Origin of the sequence: Streptomyces scabiei 87.22, assembly GCF_000091305.1 — a bacterium.
In the GTDB taxonomy this organism is placed as follows: domain Bacteria; phylum Actinomycetota; class Actinomycetes; order Streptomycetales; family Streptomycetaceae; genus Streptomyces; species Streptomyces scabiei.
Map to the genome: position 1 here is coordinate 7,552,816 of NC_013929.1, position 22,548 is coordinate 7,575,363.

General features: G+C 71.6%; 22 protein-coding genes. 14 read left to right on the top strand and 8 right to left on the bottom strand.

Annotation, left to right across the window (positions count from 1 at the left end):
• The first annotated feature begins 118 nt into the window (after window positions 1-118).
• A complete protein-coding gene (locus SCAB_RS32585) occupies window positions 119-751 on the top strand; it encodes a hypothetical protein (protein ID WP_013004370.1) in 633 nt (210 codons plus the stop codon).
• A 91-nt stretch (window positions 752-842) separates the two neighbouring features.
• On the opposite strand, the gene SCAB_RS32590 is transcribed toward SCAB_RS32585, so the two are convergent.
• The 3 genes from SCAB_RS32590 to SCAB_RS32600 all read right to left on the bottom strand — a co-directional run bounded on the left by SCAB_RS32590 (window position 843) and on the right by SCAB_RS32600 (window position 3,843).
• A complete protein-coding gene (locus SCAB_RS32590; protein ID WP_013004371.1) occupies window positions 843-1,643 on the bottom strand; it encodes a DsbA family protein in 801 nt (266 codons plus the stop codon).
• Window positions 1,644-1,723: 80 nt separating this feature from the next.
• Complete coding sequence (locus SCAB_RS32595; RefSeq protein WP_013004372.1) at window positions 1,724-2,410, bottom strand: hypothetical protein; 687 nt, start codon at window positions 2,408-2,410, stop codon at window positions 1,724-1,726.
• Window positions 2,411-2,508: 98 nt separating this feature from the next.
• Entirely contained in the window at window positions 2,509-3,843 is a 1,335-nt protein-coding gene (locus tag SCAB_RS32600) for a DUF2252 domain-containing protein (protein ID WP_013004373.1), read from the bottom strand.
• A gap of 216 nt (window positions 3,844-4,059) precedes the next feature.
• Between SCAB_RS32600 and dnaE the strand changes: the two genes are divergently transcribed.
• Complete coding sequence (dnaE, locus tag SCAB_RS32605) at window positions 4,060-7,599, top strand: DNA polymerase III subunit alpha (RefSeq protein WP_013004374.1); 3,540 nt, start codon at window positions 4,060-4,062, stop codon at window positions 7,597-7,599.
• 105 nt (window positions 7,600-7,704) lie between these two features.
• Here dnaE and SCAB_RS47870 read toward each other — a convergent pair whose 3' ends face one another.
• Complete coding sequence (locus tag SCAB_RS47870; RefSeq protein ID WP_013004375.1) at window positions 7,705-7,869, bottom strand: hypothetical protein; 165 nt, start codon at window positions 7,867-7,869, stop codon at window positions 7,705-7,707.
• Between the two features lie 244 nt (window positions 7,870-8,113).
• On the opposite strand from SCAB_RS47870, the gene SCAB_RS32610 reads away from it, so the two are divergent.
• From SCAB_RS32610 to SCAB_RS32625, 4 genes are all read left to right on the top strand, one after another.
• On the top strand, window positions 8,114-9,337 hold the full coding sequence (locus SCAB_RS32610) for an NYN domain-containing protein (RefSeq protein ID WP_013004376.1): 1,224 nt from the start codon (window positions 8,114-8,116) through the stop codon (window positions 9,335-9,337).
• Window positions 9,338-9,505: 168 nt separating this feature from the next.
• Window positions 9,506-10,531 carry an ABC transporter ATP-binding protein gene (locus tag SCAB_RS32615; protein WP_173402924.1) on the top strand — a complete coding sequence of 342 codons (1,026 nt, stop codon included), beginning with the start codon at window positions 9,506-9,508 and terminating at the stop codon, window positions 10,529-10,531.
• 70 nt (window positions 10,532-10,601) lie between these two features.
• A complete protein-coding gene (locus tag SCAB_RS32620) occupies window positions 10,602-11,462 on the top strand; it encodes an ABC transporter permease (RefSeq protein ID WP_013004378.1) in 861 nt (286 codons plus the stop codon).
• A 34-nt stretch (window positions 11,463-11,496) separates the two neighbouring features.
• The gene (locus tag SCAB_RS32625; RefSeq protein ID WP_013004379.1) at window positions 11,497-12,165 is read left to right on the top strand and encodes a hypothetical protein; all 669 of its coding nucleotides are present in this window, start codon (window positions 11,497-11,499) and stop codon (window positions 12,163-12,165) included.
• Between the two features lie 232 nt (window positions 12,166-12,397).
• Here the strand turns inward: SCAB_RS32625 and ybaK are convergent, their stop codons facing one another.
• The 4 genes from ybaK to SCAB_RS32645 form a co-directional block, all read right to left on the bottom strand.
• Entirely contained in the window at window positions 12,398-12,898 is a 501-nt protein-coding gene (gene ybaK, locus SCAB_RS32630) for a Cys-tRNA(Pro) deacylase (protein WP_013004380.1), read from the bottom strand.
• A gap of 17 nt (window positions 12,899-12,915) precedes the next feature.
• On the bottom strand, window positions 12,916-13,656 hold the full coding sequence (locus SCAB_RS32635; protein WP_013004381.1) for an LON peptidase substrate-binding domain-containing protein: 741 nt from the start codon (window positions 13,654-13,656) through the stop codon (window positions 12,916-12,918).
• Between the two features lie 70 nt (window positions 13,657-13,726).
• Entirely contained in the window at window positions 13,727-14,770 is a 1,044-nt protein-coding gene (locus SCAB_RS32640) for a hypothetical protein (protein ID WP_013004382.1), read from the bottom strand.
• Window positions 14,771-14,949: 179 nt separating this feature from the next.
• Window positions 14,950-16,533: a hypothetical protein gene (locus SCAB_RS32645; RefSeq protein WP_013004383.1), complete on the bottom strand. Its 1,584-nt coding sequence runs from the start codon at window positions 16,531-16,533 to the stop codon at window positions 14,950-14,952.
• A 204-nt stretch (window positions 16,534-16,737) separates the two neighbouring features.
• On the opposite strand from SCAB_RS32645, the gene hisD reads away from it, so the two are divergent.
• The 8 genes from hisD (at window position 16,738) to hisF (ending at window position 22,493) form a co-directional block, all read left to right on the top strand.
• Window positions 16,738-18,060 (top strand): histidinol dehydrogenase, encoded by a 1,323-nt coding sequence (gene hisD / locus SCAB_RS32650; RefSeq protein WP_013004384.1) that lies wholly within the window; start codon window positions 16,738-16,740, stop codon window positions 18,058-18,060.
• Window positions 18,057-19,166, top strand: coding sequence for a histidinol-phosphate transaminase (locus tag SCAB_RS32655; RefSeq protein ID WP_013004385.1), 1,110 nt, complete (start codon window positions 18,057-18,059; stop codon window positions 19,164-19,166). Before hisD ends, SCAB_RS32655 begins: the two co-directional genes overlap by 4 nt.
• Entirely contained in the window at window positions 19,163-19,756 is a 594-nt protein-coding gene (gene hisB / locus SCAB_RS32660; RefSeq protein ID WP_013004386.1) for an imidazoleglycerol-phosphate dehydratase HisB, read from the top strand. Before SCAB_RS32655 ends, hisB begins: the two co-directional genes overlap by 4 nt.
• Entirely contained in the window at window positions 19,753-19,917 is a 165-nt protein-coding gene (locus SCAB_RS47875) for a hypothetical protein (RefSeq protein WP_005478154.1), read from the top strand. Before hisB ends, SCAB_RS47875 begins: the two co-directional genes overlap by 4 nt.
• A complete protein-coding gene (hisH, locus tag SCAB_RS32670) occupies window positions 19,914-20,555 on the top strand; it encodes an imidazole glycerol phosphate synthase subunit HisH (protein WP_037727988.1) in 642 nt (213 codons plus the stop codon). Before SCAB_RS47875 ends, hisH begins: the two co-directional genes overlap by 4 nt.
• Entirely contained in the window at window positions 20,555-21,283 is a 729-nt protein-coding gene (priA, locus tag SCAB_RS32675) for a bifunctional 1-(5-phosphoribosyl)-5-((5-phosphoribosylamino)methylideneamino)imidazole-4-carboxamide isomerase/phosphoribosylanthranilate isomerase PriA (protein WP_013004388.1), read from the top strand. The genes hisH and priA overlap by 1 nt, the downstream gene beginning before the upstream one ends.
• Window positions 21,280-21,672 (top strand): RidA family protein, encoded by a 393-nt coding sequence (locus SCAB_RS32680; RefSeq protein ID WP_013004389.1) that lies wholly within the window; start codon window positions 21,280-21,282, stop codon window positions 21,670-21,672. The genes priA and SCAB_RS32680 overlap by 4 nt, the downstream gene beginning before the upstream one ends.
• A gap of 65 nt (window positions 21,673-21,737) precedes the next feature.
• Entirely contained in the window at window positions 21,738-22,493 is a 756-nt protein-coding gene (gene hisF / locus SCAB_RS32685) for an imidazole glycerol phosphate synthase subunit HisF (protein WP_037727991.1), read from the top strand.
• The last annotated feature ends 55 nt before the right edge of the window (window positions 22,494-22,548 follow it).

The following is a 22,548-nucleotide window of genomic DNA, read 5'->3' on the forward strand; positions in this document are numbered from 1 at the left end:
CCCGATGCCCGGGGGCCCGGCGCCCGGCAGGCTGGTGTTCGGCAGGGCAGGGGGGACAGGGCATGACCCGGGGGGACATGCCCTGCCTGCCTCTTTTTCTTTCGGCAGGGAGGTCGTCATGCAGCGTGCCCGGATCTGGGTCGCCGCGGGAGTGCTGGGCGCGGTCCTGTGCGGGTGTTCGTCACCCGCCTCGACCACCGGGGCCGGGAGCGGCGGCGGATCGTCGTCGGGCGGAGCCGCCGCGGACGAGCCGGAGGTCCCGGTGACGACCCAGGACCTGGAGCGGGTCTGTGCCGACAACCTCGGCTTCAAGGGGCTGCCGGCCTACGACCGCGCCAAGAAGACCGTGCACCCGGCCCAGCTCATGAACAGCACCGGCGACGGGTGGACGAGCAGCGTGCCCGTGGACGGCGACTTCCCCAAGGGCTGGTTCCTCGACTACGAGGACAAGGTGGAGAAGGCGGAGCTGGTCGTCTGCGTCGAGCGCACCAAGGCCACCGCGACCGGCAAGGTCTGCGACATGGAGGCCGACGGCAAACCGCTGAAGATCCGGACGTACAACACCTCGTACCGGGTGCGGGTCGTCGAGGCCCGCACGGGCAAGGAGCAGTTCGGGTACAAGGGCAAGGCCGAGTCGGACGAGTGCCCGGCCTATATCTTCACCTCGGACGACGAGGACGCCGACAAGTACTACAACGAGGTCCGCCCCGAGGACTACCGCAAGCGGGTCAAGCCGTACATCGCGCCGTAGCCGCTTCGGCGGCTGCTGCCGCAGCGTCGGGCGGGCGCCCCCGGAGCCGTTCTCCGGGGGCGCTCGCCCGCTCACGTGCGCCCCGCGGCGGCTACTTGGTGACGCCCGCGTCCTTGAGCGCCGTCTGCCACTGCGCGACCGTGGACGGGTTGGTGATCACCTTGTCGTTGATCTTGATGGTGGGGGTGGACTTGACCCCGTCGGCGTCGTCGAAGGACTTGCTCATCCGCATCGCCCAGGCGTCGTAGGTGCCCTTCTTCACGGCGTCCTGGAACTTCTTGTTGTTCTTCAGCGCGTCGACCGTGTTCGCCACCTTGATCAGGTAGCTGTCCTGGGCGAACTCGTCGGTCGACTCCTCCGGGTGGTACTTCACCGAGTACAACGCGGTCTTGTAGTCGAGGAACGCCTCGGGGCTGACGTCCAGGGCGGCGCCGAGCGCGCTCAGCGCGTTCTTCGAGCCCTCCCCGGTGAGGTTGCCGTCGAGGAAGGTGCCGATCGTGAAGGAGAGCTTGTAGTCGCCGTCCTGCATGCCCTTGTTGACCGTCTCGCCGACGGTCTGCTCGAAGGCGGCGCAGGCCGGGCAGCGCGGGTCCTCGTACAGGTGGACGACGTTCTTGGTCTTGGAGTCGCCGACCAGCACGGTGGTGCCGTTCTTGCCCGAGGTGTTCGCCGGGGCGACCACCGTGGCCTCGGCGGCCTCCTCCCACTTGCCGGGCTTGTTGTTCTGGACCACGGCGTAGCCGATGCCGCCGGCTATCGCGAGGACCGCGACGATCGAGGCGGCGACGATCGCCTGCCGCCTGACCTTCGCGCGCTTGGCCTGACGCTCGCGCTCCAGACGCAGCCGCTCACGGGCCGCCGACTTCGCCGCGCTGCTGTTCCGCTTGCTCATGTGGATGAACTCCCTGGGAAAACGCGCACACGGGGTGCGCGATGGGGTGTGAGGGGGACCTGCTCGTGCTCAGGAGGTGGTCACGCGAAGGTGACCGAGCACGGCGGTCCACGCCGCCCCAGGGAGTGCGTGTGGAGGAGGGGGCGCGCGCCGGCCGTACGGTGCGCGGTGCGCCTCGGCCGGTGCTGCGCCCGCAGGGGCCGTACCAGGACCGCGGCGAACGCGATCAGCAGCGGGCGGAAGCCGGTGGCGACCGCCGCGTCCAGCAGCCGGGCCAGCGCCCGCTCACCGCGCCGCAGCCAGGCGGCGGCCAGCAGGCCCACGCCGACGTGCGCGGCGAGCAGCAGCCAGGCGGCCCCCGGACCGGCGCCCGCGAGCAGCGAGGCCGCCCGCTCGGAGCCGCCGGCGACCCGCGCCAGCGGCGCGCCGACGCCCCCGCCGCCGCACAGTACGTCCAGTCCGACCTGCCGCAGCGGACCCGTGACGGGGCCGCCCGCCTCGCCGTAACAGGCGTGCTGACCCGTGGTGAAGACCGTGTCGGCGGCCAGCTCCAGGGGGATCAGCACTCCGGCGATCCGCCCGAAGCCGCGCTCGCGGCCGGCCAGGGCGAAGGCGGCGAGGAAGACCGCCGCGGTGATGGCGGCGACGGTGGTGAACGGCAGCGGGACCCCGGACAGCAGGACGTGCGACGCGGTGCTGAGCGTCACGACGACAGCCGTGAACAGCGCCGCGCGTACGGCTCTGAAGGGGGTCCCGGATATGTCCATGCCGTCGGAGAGTGTCCCACGCGGGCACGTAAGGGACCGCTAAAAGGTCCCTGTGAGTGTGCGAGGTCTCGTCCCCGCCGAAGTCCTTCCCGGCGGCCTCAGTGGTTGCGCAGGCCGGGGATCCGGCCGTTGCGGAAGAGGTCGACGAAGATCTGGTGGTCCCTGCGCGCGCGTGCCCCGTACGCGTGCGCGAAGTCCACCAGGAGCGGGGCGAAGCCCTCCTCGTCGGCCGCGATCGCCGCGTCGATGGCCCGTTCCGTGGAGAACGGCACCAGGGACTGCCCGGTCAGGTCGTCCGCCGCCGCGTGCATCGTGGCCGTGGCCCGGCCGAGGTCGGCGACGACCGCCGCGATCTCCTCCAGGTCGTCGATGTCGCTCCAGTCCAGGTCCACCGCGTACGGCGACACCTCGGCGACCAGCTGCCCGGCGCCGTCCAGCTCGGTCCAGCCCAGCCACGGGTCCGCGTGCGCCTGGAGGGCCCGCTGGGAGATGACCGTGCGGTGGCCCTCGTGCTGGAAGTAGTCCCGGATGCGCTGGTCGGTGACGTGCCGGGAGACGGCCGGGGTCTGCGCCTGCTTGATGTAGATCACCACATCGTTCTCCAGGGCGTCGGTGGCGCCCTCCAGCAGGATGTTGTACGACGGCAGGCCCGCCGAGCCGATGCCGATGCCCCGGCGGCCGACGACGTCCTTCACCCGGTAGGAGTCCGGGCGGGTCAGCGAGGACTCCGGGAGCGTCTCCAGATAGCCGTCGAAGGCGGCCAGCACCTTGTAGCGCGTGGCCGCGTCCAGCTCGATGGAACCGCCGCCCGGCGCGAACCGGCGCTCGAAGTCACGGATCTCCGTCATCGAGTCCAGGAGGCCGAAACGGGTCAGCGAGCGGGCGTCGCGCAGCGCGTCCAGCAGCGGGCCCTGGGCGGTGTCCAGCGTGAACGGAGGGACCTCGTCCCGCTTGGCGCCGGCCGCTATGGCGTGGATCCGCTCGCGGTAGGCGGCCGCGTAGGTCTCCACCAGCTCCGTGATCTGCTCGTCGCTCAGCGCCTTCGCGTACCCGATGAGCGCCACGGAGGCGGCGAACCGCTTCAGGTCCCAGGTGAAGGGGGCGACGTACGCCTCGTCGAAGTCGTTCACGTTGAAGATCAGGCGGCCCGTGGAGTCCATGTACGTGCCGAAGTTCTCCGCGTGCAGGTCGCCGTGGATCCACACGCGCGAGGTGCGCTCGTCCAGGTACGGACCGGAGCCCTTCTCGTCGTCCAGGTCCTTGTAGAACAGGCACGCCGTGCCCCGGTAGAACGCGAAGGCCGAGGCCGCCATCTTCCGGAACTTCACGCGGAACGCGGCCGGGTCGGCGGCCAGGAGCTGGCCGAAGGCGGTGTCGAAGACGGCGAGGATCTCGTCGCCGCGGCGCTCGTCGTCGAGCTGGGGGACCGACATCGCGGGGTGCCTCCTGGTGATCACGGGTGGGTCGACTTCTGAACGTGCGAGGGCGCGCGCGAGTGCCCGCGGCTCCTCCCCGAAAGGTACGGGGGACACCCCTCCCGGTGTCAGTCCCGAGGCATAGACTTCGACGCTGTCCCCCAGACTGTCCGTAGCCGGTGGGGAAGTCGTTCACGCCTGTTTCCCCTGTTGTGTCCCTTGGAGGCCGAAGCCGTGTCAAAGCCGCCGTTCACGCACCTGCACGTCCACACCCAGTACTCGCTGCTGGACGGTGCCGCGCGGCTCAAGGACATGTTCGACGCGTGCAACGAGATGGGCATGACCCACATCGCCATGTCCGACCACGGCAACCTCCACGGGGCCTACGACTTCTTCCACACCGCCAAGAAGGCCGGCGTCACCCCGATCATCGGCATCGAGGCGTACGTCGCCCCCGAGTCCCGGCGCAACAAGCGCAAGATCCAGTGGGGCCAGCCGCACCAGAAGCGGGACGACGTGTCCGGTTCGGGCGGTTACACGCACAAGACGATCTGGGCGGCGAACAGGACGGGCCTGCACAACCTCTTCAAGCTCTCCTCGGACGCGTACGCCGAGGGCTGGCTGCAGAAGTGGCCCCGGATGGACAAGGAGACCATCTCCCAGTGGTCCGAGGGGCTGATCGCCTCCACCGGCTGCCCCTCCGGCGAGCTGCAGACCCGGCTGCGCCTCGGCCAGTTCGACGAGGCGGTGAAGGCGGCCTCCGAGTACCAGGACATCTTCGGCAAGGACCGCTACTTCCTGGAGCTGATGGACCACGGCATCGACATCGAGCACCGGGTCCGCGAGGACCTGCTCCGGGTCGGCAAGAAGCTCGGCATCCCGCCGCTGGTCACCAACGACTCGCACTACACGTACGCGCACGAGGCGACCGCGCACGACGCGCTGCTGTGCATCCAGACCGGCAAGAACCTCTCCGACCCGGACCGCTTCAAGTTCGACGGCACCGGCTACTACCTCAAGTCCACCGAGGAGATGTACGCCGTCGACTCCTCGGACGCCTGGCAGGAGGGCTGCGCCAACACCCTGCTGGTGGCCGAGCAGATCGACACCTCCGGCATGTTCGAGGCCAGGAACCTCATGCCGAAGTTCGACATCCCCGAGGGTTTCACCGAGGTCACCTGGTTCCGCGAGGAGACCATGCGCGGCATGCACCGCCGCTTCCCGGACGGCATCCCGGACGACCGCATGAAGCAGGTCGAGTACGAGATGGACACCATCATCTCGATGGGCTTCCCGGGATACTTCCTCGTGGTCGCCGACTTCATCATGTGGGCCAAGAAGCAGGGCATCGCGGTCGGCCCCGGCCGTGGCTCCGCGGCCGGCTCGATCGTCGCGTACGCCATGGGCATCACCGACCTCGACCCGATCCCGCACGGACTGATCTTCGAGCGGTTCCTCAACCCCGAGCGCATCTCCATGCCCGACGTCGACATCGACTTCGACGAGCGCCGGCGCGTCGAGGTGATCCGGTACGTGACCGAGAAGTACGGCGCCGACAAGGTCGCCATGATCGGCACCTACGGCAAGATCAAGGCGAAGAACGCCATCAAGGACTCCGCGCGCGTGCTCGGCTACCCGTACGCGATGGGCGACCGGCTCACCAAGGCGATGCCCGCCGACGTCCTCGGCAAGGGCATCGACCTCAACGGCATCACCGACCCCTCCCACCCCCGCTACAGCGAGGCGGGCGAGATCCGGTCGATGTACGAGAACGAACCGGACGTGAAGAAGGTCATCGACACCGCCAAGGGCGTCGAGGGCCTGGTCCGGCAGATGGGTGTGCACGCGGCCGGCGTGATCATGTCCAGCGAGCCCATCGTCGACCACGCCCCGATCTGGGTGCGGCACACCGACGGCGTCACGATCACCCAGTGGGACTACCCGCAGTGCGAGTCGCTCGGCCTGCTGAAGATGGACTTCCTGGGCCTGCGCAACCTCACGATCATGGACGACGCCATCAAGATGGTGAAGGCCAACAAGGGCATCGACCTGGAGATGCTCGCGCTCCCGCTGGACGATCCCAAGACCTTCGAACTGCTCTGCCGCGGTGACACCCTCGGCGTCTTCCAGTTCGACGGCGGCCCGATGCGCTCCCTGCTCCGCCAGATGCAGCCCGACAACTTCGAGGACATCTCCGCCGTCTCGGCCCTCTACCGGCCGGGCCCGATGGGCATGAACTCGCACATCAACTACGCGGAGCGCAAGAACAAGCGCCAGGAGATCACACCGATCCACAAGGAGCTGGAGGAGCCGCTCGAAGAGGTCCTCGCGGTCACCTACGGCCTGATCGTCTACCAGGAGCAGGTGCAGAAGGCCGCCCAGATCATCGCCGGGTACTCGCTCGGCGAGGCCGACATCCTCCGCCGCGTGATGGGCAAGAAGAAGCCCGAGGAGCTGGCGAAGAACTTCACCATCTTCCAGGCCGGTGCCAAGAGGAACGGCTACAGCGACGAGGCCATCCAGGCCCTGTGGGACGTCCTGGTGCCCTTCGCCGGCTACGCCTTCAACAAGGCCCACTCCGCCGCGTACGGCCTCGTCTCCTACTGGACCGCGTACCTCAAGGCCAACTACCCGGCCGAGTACATGGCCGCGCTGCTCACCTCGGTCAAGGACGACAAGGACAAGTCGGCCGTCTACCTCAACGAGTGCCGGCGTATGAAGATCAAGGTGCTCCCGCCGAACGTCAACGAGTCGGAGCACAACTTCGCCGCCCAGGGCGACGACGTCATCCTGTTCGGCCTCGAAGCCGTGCGCAACGTCGGCACCAACGTGGTCGAGTCGATCATCCGCAGCCGCAAGGCCAAGGGGAAGTACGCCTCCTTCCCCGACTACCTCGACAAGGTCGAGGCCGTCGCCTGCAACAAGCGCACCACGGAGTCGCTGATCAAGGCGGGCGCGTTCGACACGATGGGGCACACCCGCAAGGGCCTCACCGCGCACTTCGACTCGATGATCGACAACGTGGTCGCGGTCAAGCGCAAGGAGGCCGAGGGCCAGTTCGACCTCTTCGGCGGCATGGGCGAGGAGGAGAGCAGCGAGCCGGGCTTCGGGCTCGACGTCGAGTTCACCACCGACGAGTGGGAGAAGACCTATCTCCTCGCCCAGGAGCGGGAGATGCTCGGCCTCTACGTCTCCGACCACCCCCTCTTCGGACTGGAGCACGTGCTCTCCGACAAGGCCGACGCGGGCATCGCCCAGCTCACCGGCGGCGAGCACGCGGACGGCGCGGTCGTCACCATCGGCGGCATCATCTCCGGCCTGCAGCGCAAGATGACCAAGCAGGGCAACGCCTGGGCGATCGCGACGGTGGAGGACCTCGCCGGTTCCATCGAGTGCATGTTCTTCCCCGCGTCCTACCAGCTCGTGTCGACCCAACTCGTCGAGGACGCGGTCGTGTTCGTCAAGGGCCGCCTCGACAAGCGCGAGGAGGTCCCGCGGCTGGTCGCCATGGAGATGCAGGTCCCCGACCTGTCGAACGCGGGCACCAACGCGCCGGTGATCCTCACCATCCCGGCCACCCGGGTCACCCCGCCCATGGTCAGCCGGCTCGGTGAGATCCTCACCCACCACAAGGGCGACAGCGAGGTCCGGATCAGGCTCCAGGGCCCCACCAAGACGACCGTGCTGCGCCTGGACCGGCACCGGGTGAAGCCGGATCCGGCCCTGTTCGGCGATCTGAAGGTGCTGCTCGGCCCGTCCTGCCTGGCCGGCTGAGCGGACCCCGGCGGGCCGCGGCGGCGTGAACGCGCGAGGGGCGCATCCGGAGTTCCGGACGCGCCCCTCGGTGTGTCCGGGCTGCAACAGCCCGTCCCGCCGATGTCAGTTGTGACCGAAACGCTTCTGCCGGCCCTTGCGGGCCATGTCGCCGGGTGTCACCTGCGTCATGCGGGTCTCGGTCTGCGACTCCATCGAGGAGTGCTGGGCCTCCTGCTGACCACGCTCGGACTGCGGCTGCTTACGGTCCTGCTTCTTGTTCTTGGCCATGGGGATCTGCCTCCTGAAGGGGGTCTCGGGGCCAGGGCCGCGACCAGATTCACATAGCATGACAAGGCGCGCATTTCGGAAAATCACCGTCCGTGACGAGAGTTGTCGGACCGTGTGCCGTGTCACGGGAGGGCGTACGGCGAAGACGCCACGCCGAAGATCGAGTTCCGGCCGTTAACCTCCGCGCGGTCGGGCAGACTCGAAGGAAGCCCGAAGCAAACCTCCCGGAAAGAGGGTGGATCGCGTGGACCGCTGCATCGTCCTGGTGGACGCCGGGTATCTGCTCGGCGCGGCCGCCAGCCTCCTCGCCGGGGAACCCTCCCGCTCCCGCATCACCGTCGATCACGCCGCCCTCATCCAGGGGTTGCGCGAGCGCGCCGAGGCCGACACCGAGCGGCCGTTGCTGCGCATCTACTGGTTCGACGGCGCCCCCGACCGGGTCCCGCAGCCCGAGCACCGCAGGCTGCGCGTGATGCCCCGGGTGACCGTGCGGCTCGGCGCGCTGACCCGCAGCGACGGGCGGTGGGCCCAGAAGGGTGTGGACGCCGCCATGCACGCCGAACTGACCGAGCTGGCCCGCAACCGTGCCTGCTCCGACGTGGTCCTCGTGACCGGCGACGGAGATCTGCTGCCGGGCATGATGGCCGCCAAGGAGCACGGCGTCGCCGTCCACCTGTGGGCCGTCCAGGCCGCCGACGGGGACTACAACCAGTCCGAGGACCTGGTCGCCGAGGCCGACGAGCGGCGTGTGCTCGACCGGATGTGGATCACCAAGGCCGTGCGGGCCAAGGATCTCGGCGGGGTCTGCGCGCCGCAGCCGGTGCCGCGGCCGGAGATCGCCGCGATCCTGTCGGCGCCGCTGCCCGAGTCGGCCCTCGCGGCCGCCGCCGAGCGGCCGCAGGGGGAGGCCGAGCACGCCTCGGCCGCGGACGCCGCGCGCAACGGGACCGAGGAGCGGGCCGCCCCGCACAAGGGCGTACCGACGCCGAAGGACCTCGCGGCGATGCGGGGACCGGGGGCGCACGCCGCCCAGCACCCGGCGACGGCCACCCTGCGGTGGTCCTCCGACAAGGGCTGGGTGGACCGGCCCGGCGGCGCGGCGGAGCCGCCCGAGGCGGCGGCGATGCCGACCCTGGCGCAGCTGACCAGCGCGGAGCAGCGGTGGGCCGACCGGGAGGAGGACATCACCACGGTCGGCGGCGACCCCTTCGAGGTCGGGCAGGTGTTCGCCCGGCGATGGATGGCCCGGCTGACCGACCAGACGCATCTGCAGAAGCTGTCGGGGATGTACCCGCGGGTGCCGCACCGGGTCGACGGGGAGCTGCTGCGGTACGCGGCACGGTTCGGACTGCTGGCGCACAAGGACGACCAGATCGACGAGCACGACCGGTACGCGATCAGGGCCGGGTTCTGGCGGGAGATCGACGTGCGGACGGGGGTCGAGCACGCCCCGGCGGGGGAGCGGTAGGGCGCCCGGCAGCTCGGGGAGGACTGGTGGAGGGCGAGTGCGCGTTCGTCGTGGCTGGTCGCGCCCACGCGGCGGAGCCGCATGGGTGACGGCCCCGCGCCCCTGGAGGGGGGCGCTGCACCGCCCCGGAGACATGACGGCCCCCCGGACCCCGTAGGCTCGTTCCTCGTGAGTACGCGTACGGCACAGGCGGTCCGGCATGGCGGGGATGTCGTGTGTGCCGTGCGAGGGCTCACCAAGACGTATCCGGCGACCCGGGGACGCCGCGGGACACCGGGGACTCCCGAGGTGCGGGCCAACGACGCGGTGGCGCTGGAGATCCGGCGCGGTGAGATCTTCGGACTGCTCGGCCCCAACGGGGCGGGCAAGACCACGCTCGTGCGGCAGCTCACGGGACTGATGCGGCCCGACGACGGCACCGTCGAGATCCTCGGCCACGACATCGTGCGCCATCCCGAGCGGGCCGCGCGCATCCTCGCCTACCTGGGGCAGGAGTCGACCGCCCTGGACGAGCTGACCGTGGCGCTGGCCGCGGAGACCACGGGGCGGCTGCGCGGGCTGGAGGTACGACGGGCCCGGGCCGAGCGGGACGCCGTGCTGGAGGAGCTGGGGCTGACCGGGCTCGCCGCACGGCCGCTGAAGAAGCTGTCCGGCGGGCAGCGGCGGCTCGCCTGCTTCGCCACCGCGCTCGTCGGGGAGCGGCCCCTGCTGGTGCTCGACGAGCCGACCAGCGGCATGGACCCGGTGGCCCGGCGGGCCGTGTGGGCCGCCGTCGACCGCCGGCGGGCGCAGTCCGGGACGACCGTCCTGCTGGTCACCCACAACGTCATCGAGGCGGAGACCGTGCTCGACCGCGTCGCCGTCCTCGACCAGGGACGGGTCATCGCCTGCGACACCCCGGCCGGACTGAAGGAGCGGGTCGCGGGCGAGGTGCGCGTCGACCTGGTGTGGCGGGACACCGCCCCGCTGGACGTGCCCGAGGTCGCCGCGCTGCGCCCGCGCGCCGTGGAGTCCGGGCGCCGCTGGACGCTCCGGCTCGCCCCCGAGGAGGCACGCGCGGTGGTGGCCACGGTGACCGGCGGCGCCGCCTTCGTGGCGCTCGACGACTTCACCCTCGCCACGCCGAGCCTGGAGGACGTCTACCTGGCCCTCGGCGGCAGCGCGGGCAGCGCACACGGACTGGTCAAGGGGTGAGGGACACGGGCGTGGACCGGAGCAGGGCCGGTGCGGACGTGAACGGCAGGGCTGCCGCGGCCGTACGACAATGGGCGACAGCCGAAGCGCAGAGGAGCAGCTCGACGTGAGTGTCGTACCCGCCGAGATCCTGCCGGGTCAGGCCCTGGCTGCAGAGGGGCGCGTGGAGCGCGCGGCCGCCGAGCTGGGGCCCCGCGCGCGCCTGTGGCCCTCGCTCTGCGCCGTGTACCGGGCGCAGCTGTCCCGGGCACGGGTCGCGCGGATCCCGCTGCTGTTCGTGGCCACGTTCCAGTCCGTCGGGATCATGATCCTGATGCGCGGAGTGGTGGACGGTGGGGCCGAGGCCCACGCCGTGGTCGCCGGCTCTGCGGTCCTGGTCGTCGCCTTCGTCGCCCTGAACCTGCTGGCCCAGTACTTCGGGCAGCTGCGCTCCAGCGGCGGCCTCGACCACTACGCGACGCTGCCGGTGCCGCCGGCCGCGGTGGTGCTGGGCGCCGCGGGGGCGTACGCCTCGTTCACCGTGCCGGGGACCGTCGTGACCGCCGTCTTCGGCTGTGTGCTCTTCGGGCTGCCGGTGGCCCACCTCTGGGTGCTCGCCGCGGTGATCCCGCTCGCCGGGGCCGCGCTCGCCGGGCTCGGCGCCGCGCTGGGCCTGCTCGCCCCGCGTCCGGAACTGGCCACCGTCCTCGGGCAGCTGGGCATGTCGGCGGCGCTGCTGCTGGGCGTGCTGCCGGCCGACCGGATGCCGGGCTTCATCCGGTTCGCACGGGACCTGCTGCCCTCGACGTACGGCGTGGAGGCCCTCGCGCGGACCTTCGGGCCGCACCCCGACTGGGCGTTCGTGCTCGGGGACCTCGCCGTGTGCGCGGGGGTCGGCGTCGTCTCGCTCGCCGTCGCCACCTGGGCGTACCGGCGGGCCGCCGTCCGGTGACGCGGCGCGCTGCCGGGCCTGGCACGATGGCAGGGTGACCGCACCGTTGACTCCTCCTCCGCCGCCGCACAACCAGTCCCCGAACGACCCCTGGGGTCCGCCGCCCGCGGGCGGCGGGGGCGGGGCGGACCTCTGGTACGAGCCGCAGAAGCCGGCCGGTCCCGGACTGCGGACCGAGCTGACCGAGGCCGCCGTCGTCACCGTGGTCACCGCGCTGGTCGGCGGGGTGCTGCTCGGTCTGCTGTGGTGGTGGCTCGCGCCGCACGTGCCGCTCGTCTCCGACGGGTCGGCGGTCTACTTCAAGGACACCGAGGGCGAACAGGCCGTGGGGGTGGACGGAACGTTCGTCCTCCTGGCCCTCGGCGCCGGCGCGCTGTCCGCGCTCGTCGTCTTCCTGCTGCGCCGGCACGGCGGGGTGCCGCTCGTCGTGGCGCTCACCGTCGGCGGCCTGCTGGGCGGCGTACTGGCGTGGCGGCTCGGGGTCTGGCTCGGGCCCGAGACGGACGTCGCGGCGCGGGCGAAGGAGGTCGGGCAGGGGGTGACGTTCTCCGCGCCGCTGAAGCTGGCGGCGAAGGGGGCGCTGCTGGTGTGGCCGATGGCGGCGATGCTGGTGCATCTGTGCCTGACGGCGGTGTTCGGGCCCCGGGATCCGGAGCCGCCGGTGTTCGAGGACGGGCACGGTGAGGCCCTCGGCACGCGTTAGGGGTGCGTCGTCGGGCGCGGGCCCGGTGGGGCTTCTCGCGCAGTTCCCCGCGCCCCTAAAAGCACCAGGCCCTGCGGGCCTGAAAGCCGAGGCCCTGCGCGCCTGAAAGCAACGGTCCTGCGGGCCTGAAAAGCGTGGGGCGCAGCCCCTGCTTTTCAGGGGCGCGGGGAACTGCGCGACCAGCCCCCACTCACCCGCACCCGAAAACGCACCCCACCCGCACCTCGGAGAGTCACCCGCGGCCGATCGGCGCAGCGACCGCCTCCGTCAGTTTCCGCAGGTCCCGAGGGGCCAGCTCGACCTCCAGACCGCGCCGCCCCGCCGAGACGCAGATCGTCTCGTGGCCTTCCGCGGACGCGTCCAGCACCGTGCGGAGCCGCTTGCGCTGGCCGAGGGGGGAGATACCGCCCCGGACATAGCCCGTCGTGCGCTCCGCCAGAGCGGGATCGGCCATCGCCGCCCGCTTGCCGCCGACCGCCGTCGCCAGCGCCTTCAGGTCCAGCGAGCCCGCCACCGGCACGACCGCGACCACGAGCGCGCCGTCGACGTCCGCCACCAGGGTCTTGAAGACCCGTTCGGGGGACACGCCCATCGCCTCGGCCGCCTCCTCGCCGTAGGACGGATGCGCCGGATCGTGCTCGTAGGCGTGCACGGTGAAATCCACGCCCGCCGCGCTCAGGGCTACGGTCGCGGGCGTGCCGCCCGCCTGCTGCTTCTTCGACTTCTTCGCCATCGGCCTATCCGTGTACGTCAGTTGAGGCTCGTCGGGCTCCGCGTCAGCTCCGACGCGGGCAACGACGGCAGACTACGGATGATGGCGGACTCGGCGCGCAGGAGTTTCAGCTCGTCCCGCAGCCGGGACGCCGTGTCGGGGGCCTGCAGCAGCCGCTGCTTGGCGGGCGTGTCGAGCATCATCGCGGCGGCGACCAGGTACGAGACGACGGCCGGCTCGTCCGGCAGGTCCGCACCCGTGGACAACGAACGCTCGCGGGCGCCCGCGAGCCGCTTCTGGTACTGGCGGAACGCCCGCAGCACGCCCTCCGCGAGCGCGCCCGCCTCGTCACCGGCGTCCTCCGGCAGTTCCTCCAGGTCCGCCACGAGGAACGGGCCCGAGGTGTCCACCGAGAGCAGCCGCACCCGGCTCGTCCCGGTCGCGAGCACCTCGTAGGTGCCGTTGTCGCGTTCCCGGATCGTCGCCGCGTCCGCGATACAGCCCACGGAGTGGAACGCCTTGGTCGGTTCGCCGCCGAAGCCCGCGGTGGGGCCCCGGTCGGGCCGGGCGGTCGGATCGGGCATGCCGGGAGCGCTCGGCGCGACCTCGTGGCCGTCGCGGATGGCGACGACGGCGAAGCGGCGGGGTTGGTCCTCGGGGGTCTTCAGCAACTCGCGCATCATGGCGCGATAGCGCTCCTCGAAGATGTTCAGAGGTAGCACGAGCCCCGGGTACAACACGGAGTTCAGGGGGAAGAGCGGCAGCCGGACGGTGGTCACGAGGCCAGAGCCTAATGGTCGTCGGGGCGCGCGCGTTCGTCCGTACTCGTTTGGTGACCTCCCGCGGACGCTATTCTGCGGCCCGTCCCGGCCGCTCGGGCCGTGCGCGCAGCGGGATCGAGCACGCCACTTCCAGCCGTACGCCGTCCCGCAACTGCAGGAACTGACCCAGCGGATCGCCCGACATCCCGTCCCACGGGAAGGACGTGGCGTACGGGCCGATCATGCGCAGCTGGGCCAGCGCGTCCGGCCAGCGCTCCAGGCGGACCAGGACGTACGTCAGCAGGTTGCGGACCTCCGCAGGCCAGGGGTCGCCCGGCGCGTACTCGGCGGAGAGCGCGATCGCGCCGTCCGCCGCCGCGTCCAGCCGCGCGCGGGGGATCACGGCCCCGCCGTCCTCGGTGAGGTACGCCAGGGCCGCCCGGACCGGCAGGGCCCGTACGAGGGAGCCGGGCAGCGCGTCCTCGGCGGCCCGCTCGGCGAAGTCGAAACCCTCACGGTGCGAGCACCCGGGGGTGTGAGGGGTGTCCCGCCACCGGGCGCAGCAGGCGGCCGAGAGGTACTTCAGGGCGGATACATGACATCCGTAGTGGTGCGGGGAGCGGCGGACGGCCTCCGCCCACAGTCGCGCGAACCCGGTGTGGCCGAGGCCCGTGCCCCGGGCGTGGTCGAGGGCGATCCGCCAGGGCACCGGGTCGCGCGGCTCGGCCTCCGCGGCGGCGGCGATCAACGGACGCGCCTCGCGCAGCACTTCGAGGCGCGCGGGGGAGTGCCGGCCGCGGGTCACCGCCAGCTCGGCCCGGAGCAGCAGGGCGTCCGGGTCGTGCGGGGCCGCCGCGTGCCAGGACCGCAGCCACCCGTCACGCGCGTGGGCGAAGGCGGCGAGGCGTAGGGCGTACCGGTCCCGGTTCTCCCACTCGGCGGCCTCCCGGGTGGTCGCCAGCAGCTTCGCCGCGGGCGCGTACTCGCCGCGGCCGGCCGCCACCAGCGCGGGCCCGAGCCGCTCGTCCGGGGCGTCGAGCAGCACCTCGTCGTCGGGCACCAGCCCGGCGGCGAGCCGGGAGGTGTGACGTGCCATCCGGACGGTACGCACGAACGCGCGCAGCGGCCCCATGACACCCCCTTGCGCTCGCACCGGCCCCGCTCGCGCGGACCGGGTTCCCGCGGTCGTGCCGCGCGGTCGGCGCTGTCGCGACCGGCGGTTCTGCCAGCAAGACGACGGGACGACGACTCCGGTTGTGTGCTGCCCACATTAAGGTCCCCGGCACCGGGCGGCCTGCGGGAGGAACGGGTTCAGTTCCTGCTCAGGAGCCGGGTGGCGCCCGCCGCCACCGTCGTCGCGAGGATCCAGCCCAGGATGATCACCACCGCGGCGAGCCACTGCCAGCCGCCGTCCAGCTGCCAGTACCCGACCTGGCCGAGGTCGACGATCGGCAGCAGCAGGTCCAGGGCGAACAGGGAGGCGCTCCAGTGCGGGTGCTCGCCGCTCTTCATCGGCGGGTGGTCCGACTGCGAGAAGGCCAGCGAGGTGAGCGCCCACAGCACCGCCATCCACACCGCCGCCCGGCCCGGCCGGTACCCGTAGGCGACGGTCCAGTCCTGCGCGTGGCCCCAGAGCTTGGCCGCGAGCGGCAGGCCCTGCCGCCGGTGGCGCTGCTTGGCGAGGAGCACCTCGCGGGCCCCCTCGTCGTCCCCGCCGGCCCGCAGCACGCTCGCCAGCCGCTCGTACGGCTCCGGGCTGTACTCGGCGGTCGCCGCCGCCACCCACTCCAGCCGCCTGGCCAGCGGGAACCGGTCGCGCGGCACCAGCGACTCGTACTGGAAGCCGCCCATGTGGAGGTTGCCGGGGCCGGGCCAGCTCTCCGAGCTGTCGATCAGCACGCCGACGCGCGCCCCCGACAGGACCACCTTGCCGCGCTCCGGCCGGTCGCCGAGGAACCGCAGCTCGGGCACCTGGACACGGCGCAGCGACAGCTCCTGTTCGTCCGTGAAGGTGAAGCGGGCCCGCTCCAGGTCGACGGAGTCACCGAACCGCCCGTCGTCGAGCCGGATGCCGCCCGTGCACTCGAACCGCTGCACGCGGGTCCCGCGCGCGGGCGTACTGCCGCTGGTGTGCAGCGGATTGCCGATGCCGGCCGGCGTCAGATAGAGGGTGCGCTCGACGGTCAGCTGGGGCGCGTTCAGCGCGAGGCGGCCGTAGGGGTTGGCGAGACGGCTGCCGCGCAGGCTGAGCGAGGCGCCGACGGTCGCGCCGCGCAGGCTCAGCTCCCCGTGCGACTCCAGCATCTCGGCCTGGACGTCCTGGGCCACGGTCAGCCCGTCGGCGGAGAGCGAGCGGCCGTGCCGGTCGCGGTAGACGACCGCCTGGTTGAGCAGCAGATCGGTGCCGATGTGGGCGTCCGCCAGCCGCACCCCGTTGTGGAACCGGCAGCGCGGCAGATGCAGGTCGCCCTCCGTGTGCAGCCGGGCCGCCTCCAGCCGGGGCACCGAGCAGTCCACCAGCCGCACGGTCGTGAACCGGGCCTCCGGCAGCAGGATCTCCTTCTCGAACCGGCAGCCCTTCATCTCCACGTACGGCACCACCTGGCCGCCCGCCAGCTCCAGGACGCCCTTGACCTGGACACCGACCAGCTTCAGCGCCGAGACCCGCCCGGCCAGCGCGGGCGGCCCGTCCAGCAGCAGCCAGGCCACGATCCGTGCCCGTACGGAACGCTCGGGCCCCCAGGGGTGGCCCCCGTGCGGGTCGTCCACGGCGAGGTCGCCGTCGCGCAGGTCGTACACGCTGCCGTTGCGGAACGCCTGCCACATGCCCGCTTCGGCGGCCGTCAGGTCGTCCGGCAGCTCTCCTTCGTCCCGGATGCCGGGCCCCTCGCTCACAGCTCTTCCTTCCCCCGTCCTGTGCCACTCGGGCGCACCCGAGTGCACTCACGTGTATCGCGCAACTGGTTACGCTGGTGATGCCCGCTGCGTGACGTCCTGAACGCAAGACGTGAAGGTGATCTTCCGGGTTCCCGGGCCGTCCTGTATCAGCCAGTGGAACGCGCGGATGTCGGCCGACGCGGGTCTGAGAGAATTGGGAACGTGATCTCCCGAATCGATCTGCGCGGCGACGCCCTCCCGGAGGGACCCGCCCTGCGCGACCTGCTGCCCCGAGCCGACTTCGACGTCTCGGCCGCCCTGGAGAAGGTGCGTCCGATCTGCGAGGCCGTGCATCATCGGGGCGACGCGGCGCTGATCGACTTCGCCGAGAAGTTCGACGGGGTGCGCCTGACCTCCGTGCGGGTCCCGGCGAAGGCTCTCACCGAGGCCCTGGAGCAGCTCGCCCCGGCCGTCCGCGCGGCCCTGGAGGAGTCGATCCGCCGCGCCCGTATCGTCCACCGTGAGCAGCGCCGCACCACGCACACCACCCAGGTCGTCCCCGGCGGCACGGTCACCGAGAAGTGGGTACCGGTCGAGCGCGTCGGTCTCTACGCCCCCGGCGGCCGCTCGGTGTACCCCTCCTCCGTGATCATGAACGTGGTCCCGGCGCAGGAGGCCGGCGTCCCCTCGATCGCCCTGGCCTCCCCGGCGCAGGCCGAGTTCGACGGACTCCCGCACCCCACGATCCTCGCGGCCTGCGCGCTGCTCGGCGTCGACGAGGTGTACGCGGCCGGCGGCGCCACCGCCGTGGCGATGTTCGCGTACGGCACCGAGTCCTGCCCGCCCGCCAACATGGTCACCGGGCCGGGCAACATCTGGGTGGCGGCCGCCAAGCGGTACTTCACCGGTGTCATCGGCATCGACTCCGAGGCGGGCCCGACCGAGATCGCCGTCCTCGCGGACGACACCGCCGACCCGGTGCACGTCGCCGCCGACCTGATCAGCCAGGCCGAGCACGACCCGCTGGCCGCCGCGGTGCTCGTCACCGACTCCGTGGCCCTCGCCGACGCGGTCGAGAAGGAGCTGGAGCCGCAGGTCGGCGCCACCAAGCACATCGAGGACCGCATCCGGCCCGCCCTGGCCGGGCGGCAGTCCGCGATCGTCCTGGTCGACGGCGTCGACGAGGGCCTGCGCGTCGTCAACGCCTACGGCGCCGAGCACCTGGAGATCCAGACCGCCGACGCCGCGGCCGTCGCCGAGCGCGTCGTCAACGCCGGCGCGATCTTCATCGGCCCCTGGGCGCCGGTCTCCCTGGGCGACTACGCGGCCGGCTCCAACCACGTGCTCCCGACCGGCGGCTGCGCCTGCCACTCCTCCGGTCTGTCCGTCCAGTCCTTCCTGCGCGGCATCCACATCGTCGACTACACCGAGGACGCGCTGGCCGAGGTCGCGCACCACGTGGTGACGCTGGCGGAGGCGGAGGACCTGCCCGCGCACGGCGCGGCGATCAAGGCAAGGTTCGGCTGGAAGGTACCCGGCAAGTGAGCTTCGGAATCGACGACCTCCCCGTACGGGACGAACTGCGCGGCAAGAGCCCCTACGGCGCGCCCCAGCTCGACGTCCCCGTACGACTGAACACCAACGAGAACCCCTACCCCCTGCCCGAGGCGCTGGTCGACCGGATCGCCGAGCGGGTACGGGAGGCGGCGCGCGACCTCAACCGCTACCCCGACCGGGACGCGGTGGAGCTGCGGACCCGCCTCGCCGCGTACCTGACGGACACCACCGGGCACCAGGTCGGTCTCGCCGACGTGTGGGCCGCCAACGGCTCCAACGAGGTCATCCAGCAGCTGCTGCAGACCTTCGGCGGGCCCGGCCGCAGCGCGATCGGGTTCGAGCCCTCGTACTCGATGCACGGCCTGATCTCCCGCGGCACCGGCACCGAGTGGATCTCCGGCCCCCGCAACGACGACTTCACGATCGACCTCGCCGCCGCCGAGAAGGCGATCGCCGAGCACCGGCCCGACGTCGTCTTCATCACCACCCCCAACAACCCCACGGGCACCGCCGTCCCGGGCGAGACCGTCCTCGCGCTGTACGAGGCCGCGCAGGCGGCGAAGCCCTCGCTCGTCGTGGTGGACGAGGCGTACGTCGAGTTCAGCCACGGAGACTCGCTGCTGCCCCTCATCGAGGGCCGGCCGAACCTCGTCGTCTCGCGCACGATGTCGAAGGCGTTCGGCGCGGCGGGCCTGCGCCTCGGTTACCTCGCCGCGCACCCGGCGGTCGTGGACGCGGTCCAGCTGGTCCGCCTGCCGTACCACCTCTCCGCCGTCACCCAGGCGACCGCCCTGGCCGCCCTGGAGCACACCGGCACGCTGCTGAAGTACGTCGAGCAGCTGAAGTCGGAGCGGGACCGGCTGGTCGGCGAGCTGCTGGCGATCGGCTACGAGGTGACCGCGTCCGACGCCAACTTCGTGCAGTTCGGCCGCTTCGACGACTCCCACACCGTGTGGCAGCAGATCCTCGACCGGGGTGTCCTGGTCCGGGACAACGGGGTACCGGGCTGGCTCCGGGTCACCGCCGGCACCCCCGAAGAGAACGACGCGTTCCTCGACGCGGTCCGTGAACTGAAGAAGGAGCAGAACGCATGAGCCGCGTAGGACGCATAGAGCGGACGACCAAGGAGACGTCGGTCCTCGTCGAGATCAACCTCGACGGCACCGGCCGGACGGAGATCTCCACCGGGGTCGGCTTCTACGACCACATGCTCGACCAGCTCGGCCGCCACGGCCTGTTCGACCTGACCGTGAAGACCGACGGCGACCTGCACATCGACTCCCACCACACCATCGAGGACACCGCGCTCGCGCTGGGCGCCGCCTTCAAGCAGGCCCTCGGCGACAAGGTGGGCATCTACCGCTTCGGCAACTGCACGGTCCCGCTGGACGAGTCGCTCGCCCAGGTGACCGTGGACCTGAGCGGCCGCCCCTACCTCGTGCACACCGAGCCCGAGAAGATGGCGCCGATGATCGGCGAGTACGACACCACGATGACCCGGCACATCCTGGAGTCCTTCGTCGCCCAGGCCCAGATCGCGCTGCACGTGCACGTGCCCTACGGGCGCAACGCGCACCACATCGTCGAGTGCCAGTTCAAGGCGCTGGCGCGGGCCCTGCGCTACGCCTCCGAGCGCGACCCGCGCGCGGCCGGCATCCTTCCCTCCACGAAGGGCGCGCTGTGAACGGCCTGTCCACCGTCCTGATCGTCGTCGGCCTCTTCCTGGTCGGCGGGATCATCTCCTTCGTCAAGCAGGGCATGCCGAAGCAGCTCGTCGTGCTGCTCTCCGTCGGCGCCGCGATGTGCCTGGTCGCCGGTGTCATGAGGCTGGAGGTGTGGAATTGAGCGCCCCCAAGAAGGTCGTCGTCTTCGACTACGGCTTCGGCAACGTGAGGTCCGCCGAGCGCGCCCTCGCCCGCACCGGCGCCGAGGTCGAGATAACACGTGACTTCGACAGGGCCATGAACGCCGACGGGCTGCTGGTCCCCGGCGTCGGGGCCTTCGCCGCCTGCATGAAGGGCCTCAAGGAGGCGCGCGGCGACTGGATCATCGACCGGCGCCTGTCCGGCGGCCGCCCGGTGATGGGCATCTGCGTCGGCATGCAGATCCTCTTCGCCCGCGGCATCGAGCACGGCGTGGAGACCGAGGGGCTCGACGAGTGGCCCGGCGCGGTCGAGCCGCTCCAGGCCGAGATCGTGCCGCACATGGGCTGGAACACCGTCGAGGCCCCGGCCGGCACCCGGCTGTTCGCCGGCCTGGACGCCGACGCCCGCTTCTACTTCGTGCACTCCTACGCCGTCCACGACTGGTCCCTGGAGACGCACAACCCCGCGCTCACCGCACCGAAGGTCACGTGGTCGACGCACGGCAAGCCCTTCGTGGCGGCCGTGGAGAACGGTGCGCTCTGGGCCACCCAGTTCCACCCCGAGAAGTCCGGCGACGCCGGAGCGCAGCTGCTGACCAACTGGATCGGAACCCTCTGATGGCTTCGAAGCTCGAACTCCTGCCCGCCGTGGACGTCCGTGACGGCCAGGCGGTCCGGCTCGTCCACGGCGAGTCCGGTACCGAGACCTCCTACGGCTCACCGCTGCAGGCCGCCCTGGCCTGGCAGGGCGCGGGCGCCGAGTGGCTGCACCTGGTCGACCTGGACGCGGCGTTCGGCACCGGCGACAACCGGGACCTGGTAGCCGGGGTCACCCGGGCCATGGACATCAAGGTCGAACTGTCCGGCGGCATCCGGGACGACGCCTCCCTGGCGAAGGCCCTGGCCACCGGCTGCACCCGCGTCAACCTGGGCACGGCCGCCCTGGAGACCCCCGAATGGGTCGCCAAGGTCATCGCCGAGCACGGCGACAGGATCGCCGTGGGCCTCGACGTGCGCGGCACGACGCTGAAGGGCCGCGGCTGGACCCGCGACGGCGGCGACCTCTACGAGACGCTGGAGCGCCTCGACAAGGAGGGCTGCGCCCGCTACGTCGTCACCGACATCGCCAAGGACGGCACCCTCCAGGGCCCCAACCTGGAGCTGCTGAAGAACGTGTGCGCGGCCACCGACCGCCCGGTCGTGGCGTCCGGCGGCGTGTCGTCCCTCGACGACCTGCGGGCCATCGCCGAGCTGGTACCCCTCGGTGTCGAGGGGGCCATCGTCGGCAAGGCCCTGTACGCGAAGGCGTTCACCCTGGAAGAGGCCCTGGAGGTTGTGTCGTCATGACGTCCGAAGCCGTGCGGCGGGTGCAGAGCGGGAGTCCCTGGGAGGAGTCCTTCGGTTTCGCGCGCGCCGTCGCGGCGGGCGACCGTGTCCTGGTGGCGGGTACGACGGCCTTCCGGGGCGAGGTGTTGCACGGGGAGGGCGACCCCTACGAACAGGCCAAGGCGGCCTTCACCCACGCGGTCGAGGCGCTCGGCGAGTTCGGGCTCGGCGCCGAGTCGGTGATCCGTACCCGGATGTACCTGACCCACATGCGGGACGTGGAGGCCGTGGGGCGGGCACACAAGGAGATCTTCGACCCGGTGCGTCCCGCCGCGACGCTGCTGGTCGTGGAGGGTTTCGTCGACCCCCGCATCCTCGTCGAAGTAGAGATCGAAGCATTCAGAGGCTAGGCGCTCGCGGGCCTTCGCCGGCCCTCCCGAGGCCATCTGGCCATTCCTAAGGAGCCGTGGATTTCATGACCCTGGCGGTCCGAGTCATCCCCTGCCTGGACGTGGACAACGGCCGGGTCGTCAAGGGCGTCAACTTCCAGAACCTGCGCGACGCGGGAGACCCCGTCGAGATGGCGAAGGTCTACGACGCCGAGGGCGCCGACGAGCTGACGTTCCTGGACATCACCGCCTCGTCGGGCAACCGCGAGACGACGTACGACGTGGTGCGCCGCACCGCCGAGCAGGTCTTCATCCCGCTGACGGTCGGCGGCGGCGTCCGCACGGCCGAGGACGTGGACAAGCTGCTGCGGGCGGGCGCGGACAAGGTCGGCGTCAACACGGCGGCGATCGCCCGCCCCGACCTCATCCGCGAGATCGCCGAGCGCTTCGGCCGCCAGGTGCTGGTCCTGTCGGTCGACGCCCGCCGTACGGAGGCCGGATCCTTCGAGGTCACCACCCACGGCGGCCGCAAGGGCACCGGCATCGACGCCGTCGAGTGGGCCCACCGGGCCGCCGAACTGGGCGCGGGCGAGATCCTGCTCAACTCCATGGACGCGGACGGCACCAAGGACGGCTACGACCTGGAGATGATCACCGCAGTCCGCAAGCACGTCACGGTCCCCGTCATCGCCTCCGGCGGCGCCGGCCGGCTCGCCGACTTCCCCCCGGCCGTCGAGGCGGGCGCCGACGCCGTCCTCGCCGCCTCCGTCTTCCACTTCGGCGACCTGCGCATCGGCGAGGTCAAGAACGCGCTGCGGACGGCCGGGCACCCGGTGCGCTGACGCCGTCGGACGCTGGGACGCGGGCCCCGGTCACCCGGTGACCGGGGCTCCGCCG

What these genes read in the sequence shown, in the direction of transcription:
- SCAB_RS32585 (WP_013004370.1), top strand. Translation starts at nt 119, where the DNA reads ATGCAGCGTGCCCGGATCTGGGTCGCCGCGGGAGTGCTGGGCGCGGTC.
- SCAB_RS32590 (WP_013004371.1), bottom strand. Translation starts at nt 1,643, where the DNA reads ATGAGCAAGCGGAACAGCAGCGCGGCGAAGTCGGCGGCCCGTGAGCGG.
- SCAB_RS32595 (WP_013004372.1), bottom strand. Translation starts at nt 2,410, where the DNA reads ATGGACATATCCGGGACCCCCTTCAGAGCCGTACGCGCGGCGCTGTTC.
- SCAB_RS32600 (WP_013004373.1), bottom strand. Translation starts at nt 3,843, where the DNA reads ATGTCGGTCCCCCAGCTCGACGACGAGCGCCGCGGCGACGAGATCCTC.
- SCAB_RS47870 (WP_013004375.1), bottom strand. Translation starts at nt 7,869, where the DNA reads ATGGCCAAGAACAAGAAGCAGGACCGTAAGCAGCCGCAGTCCGAGCGT.
- SCAB_RS32620 (WP_013004378.1), top strand. Translation starts at nt 10,602, where the DNA reads ATGGGCGACAGCCGAAGCGCAGAGGAGCAGCTCGACGTGAGTGTCGTA.
- ybaK (WP_013004380.1), bottom strand. Translation starts at nt 12,898, where the DNA reads ATGGCGAAGAAGTCGAAGAAGCAGCAGGCGGGCGGCACGCCCGCGACC.
- SCAB_RS32640 (WP_013004382.1), bottom strand. Translation starts at nt 14,770, where the DNA reads ATGGGGCCGCTGCGCGCGTTCGTGCGTACCGTCCGGATGGCACGTCAC.
- hisB (WP_013004386.1), top strand. Translation starts at nt 19,163, where the DNA reads ATGAGCCGCGTAGGACGCATAGAGCGGACGACCAAGGAGACGTCGGTC.
- priA (WP_013004388.1), top strand. Translation starts at nt 20,555, where the DNA reads ATGGCTTCGAAGCTCGAACTCCTGCCCGCCGTGGACGTCCGTGACGGC.
- SCAB_RS32680 (WP_013004389.1), top strand. Translation starts at nt 21,280, where the DNA reads ATGACGTCCGAAGCCGTGCGGCGGGTGCAGAGCGGGAGTCCCTGGGAG.
- hisF (WP_037727991.1), top strand. Translation starts at nt 21,738, where the DNA reads ATGACCCTGGCGGTCCGAGTCATCCCCTGCCTGGACGTGGACAACGGC.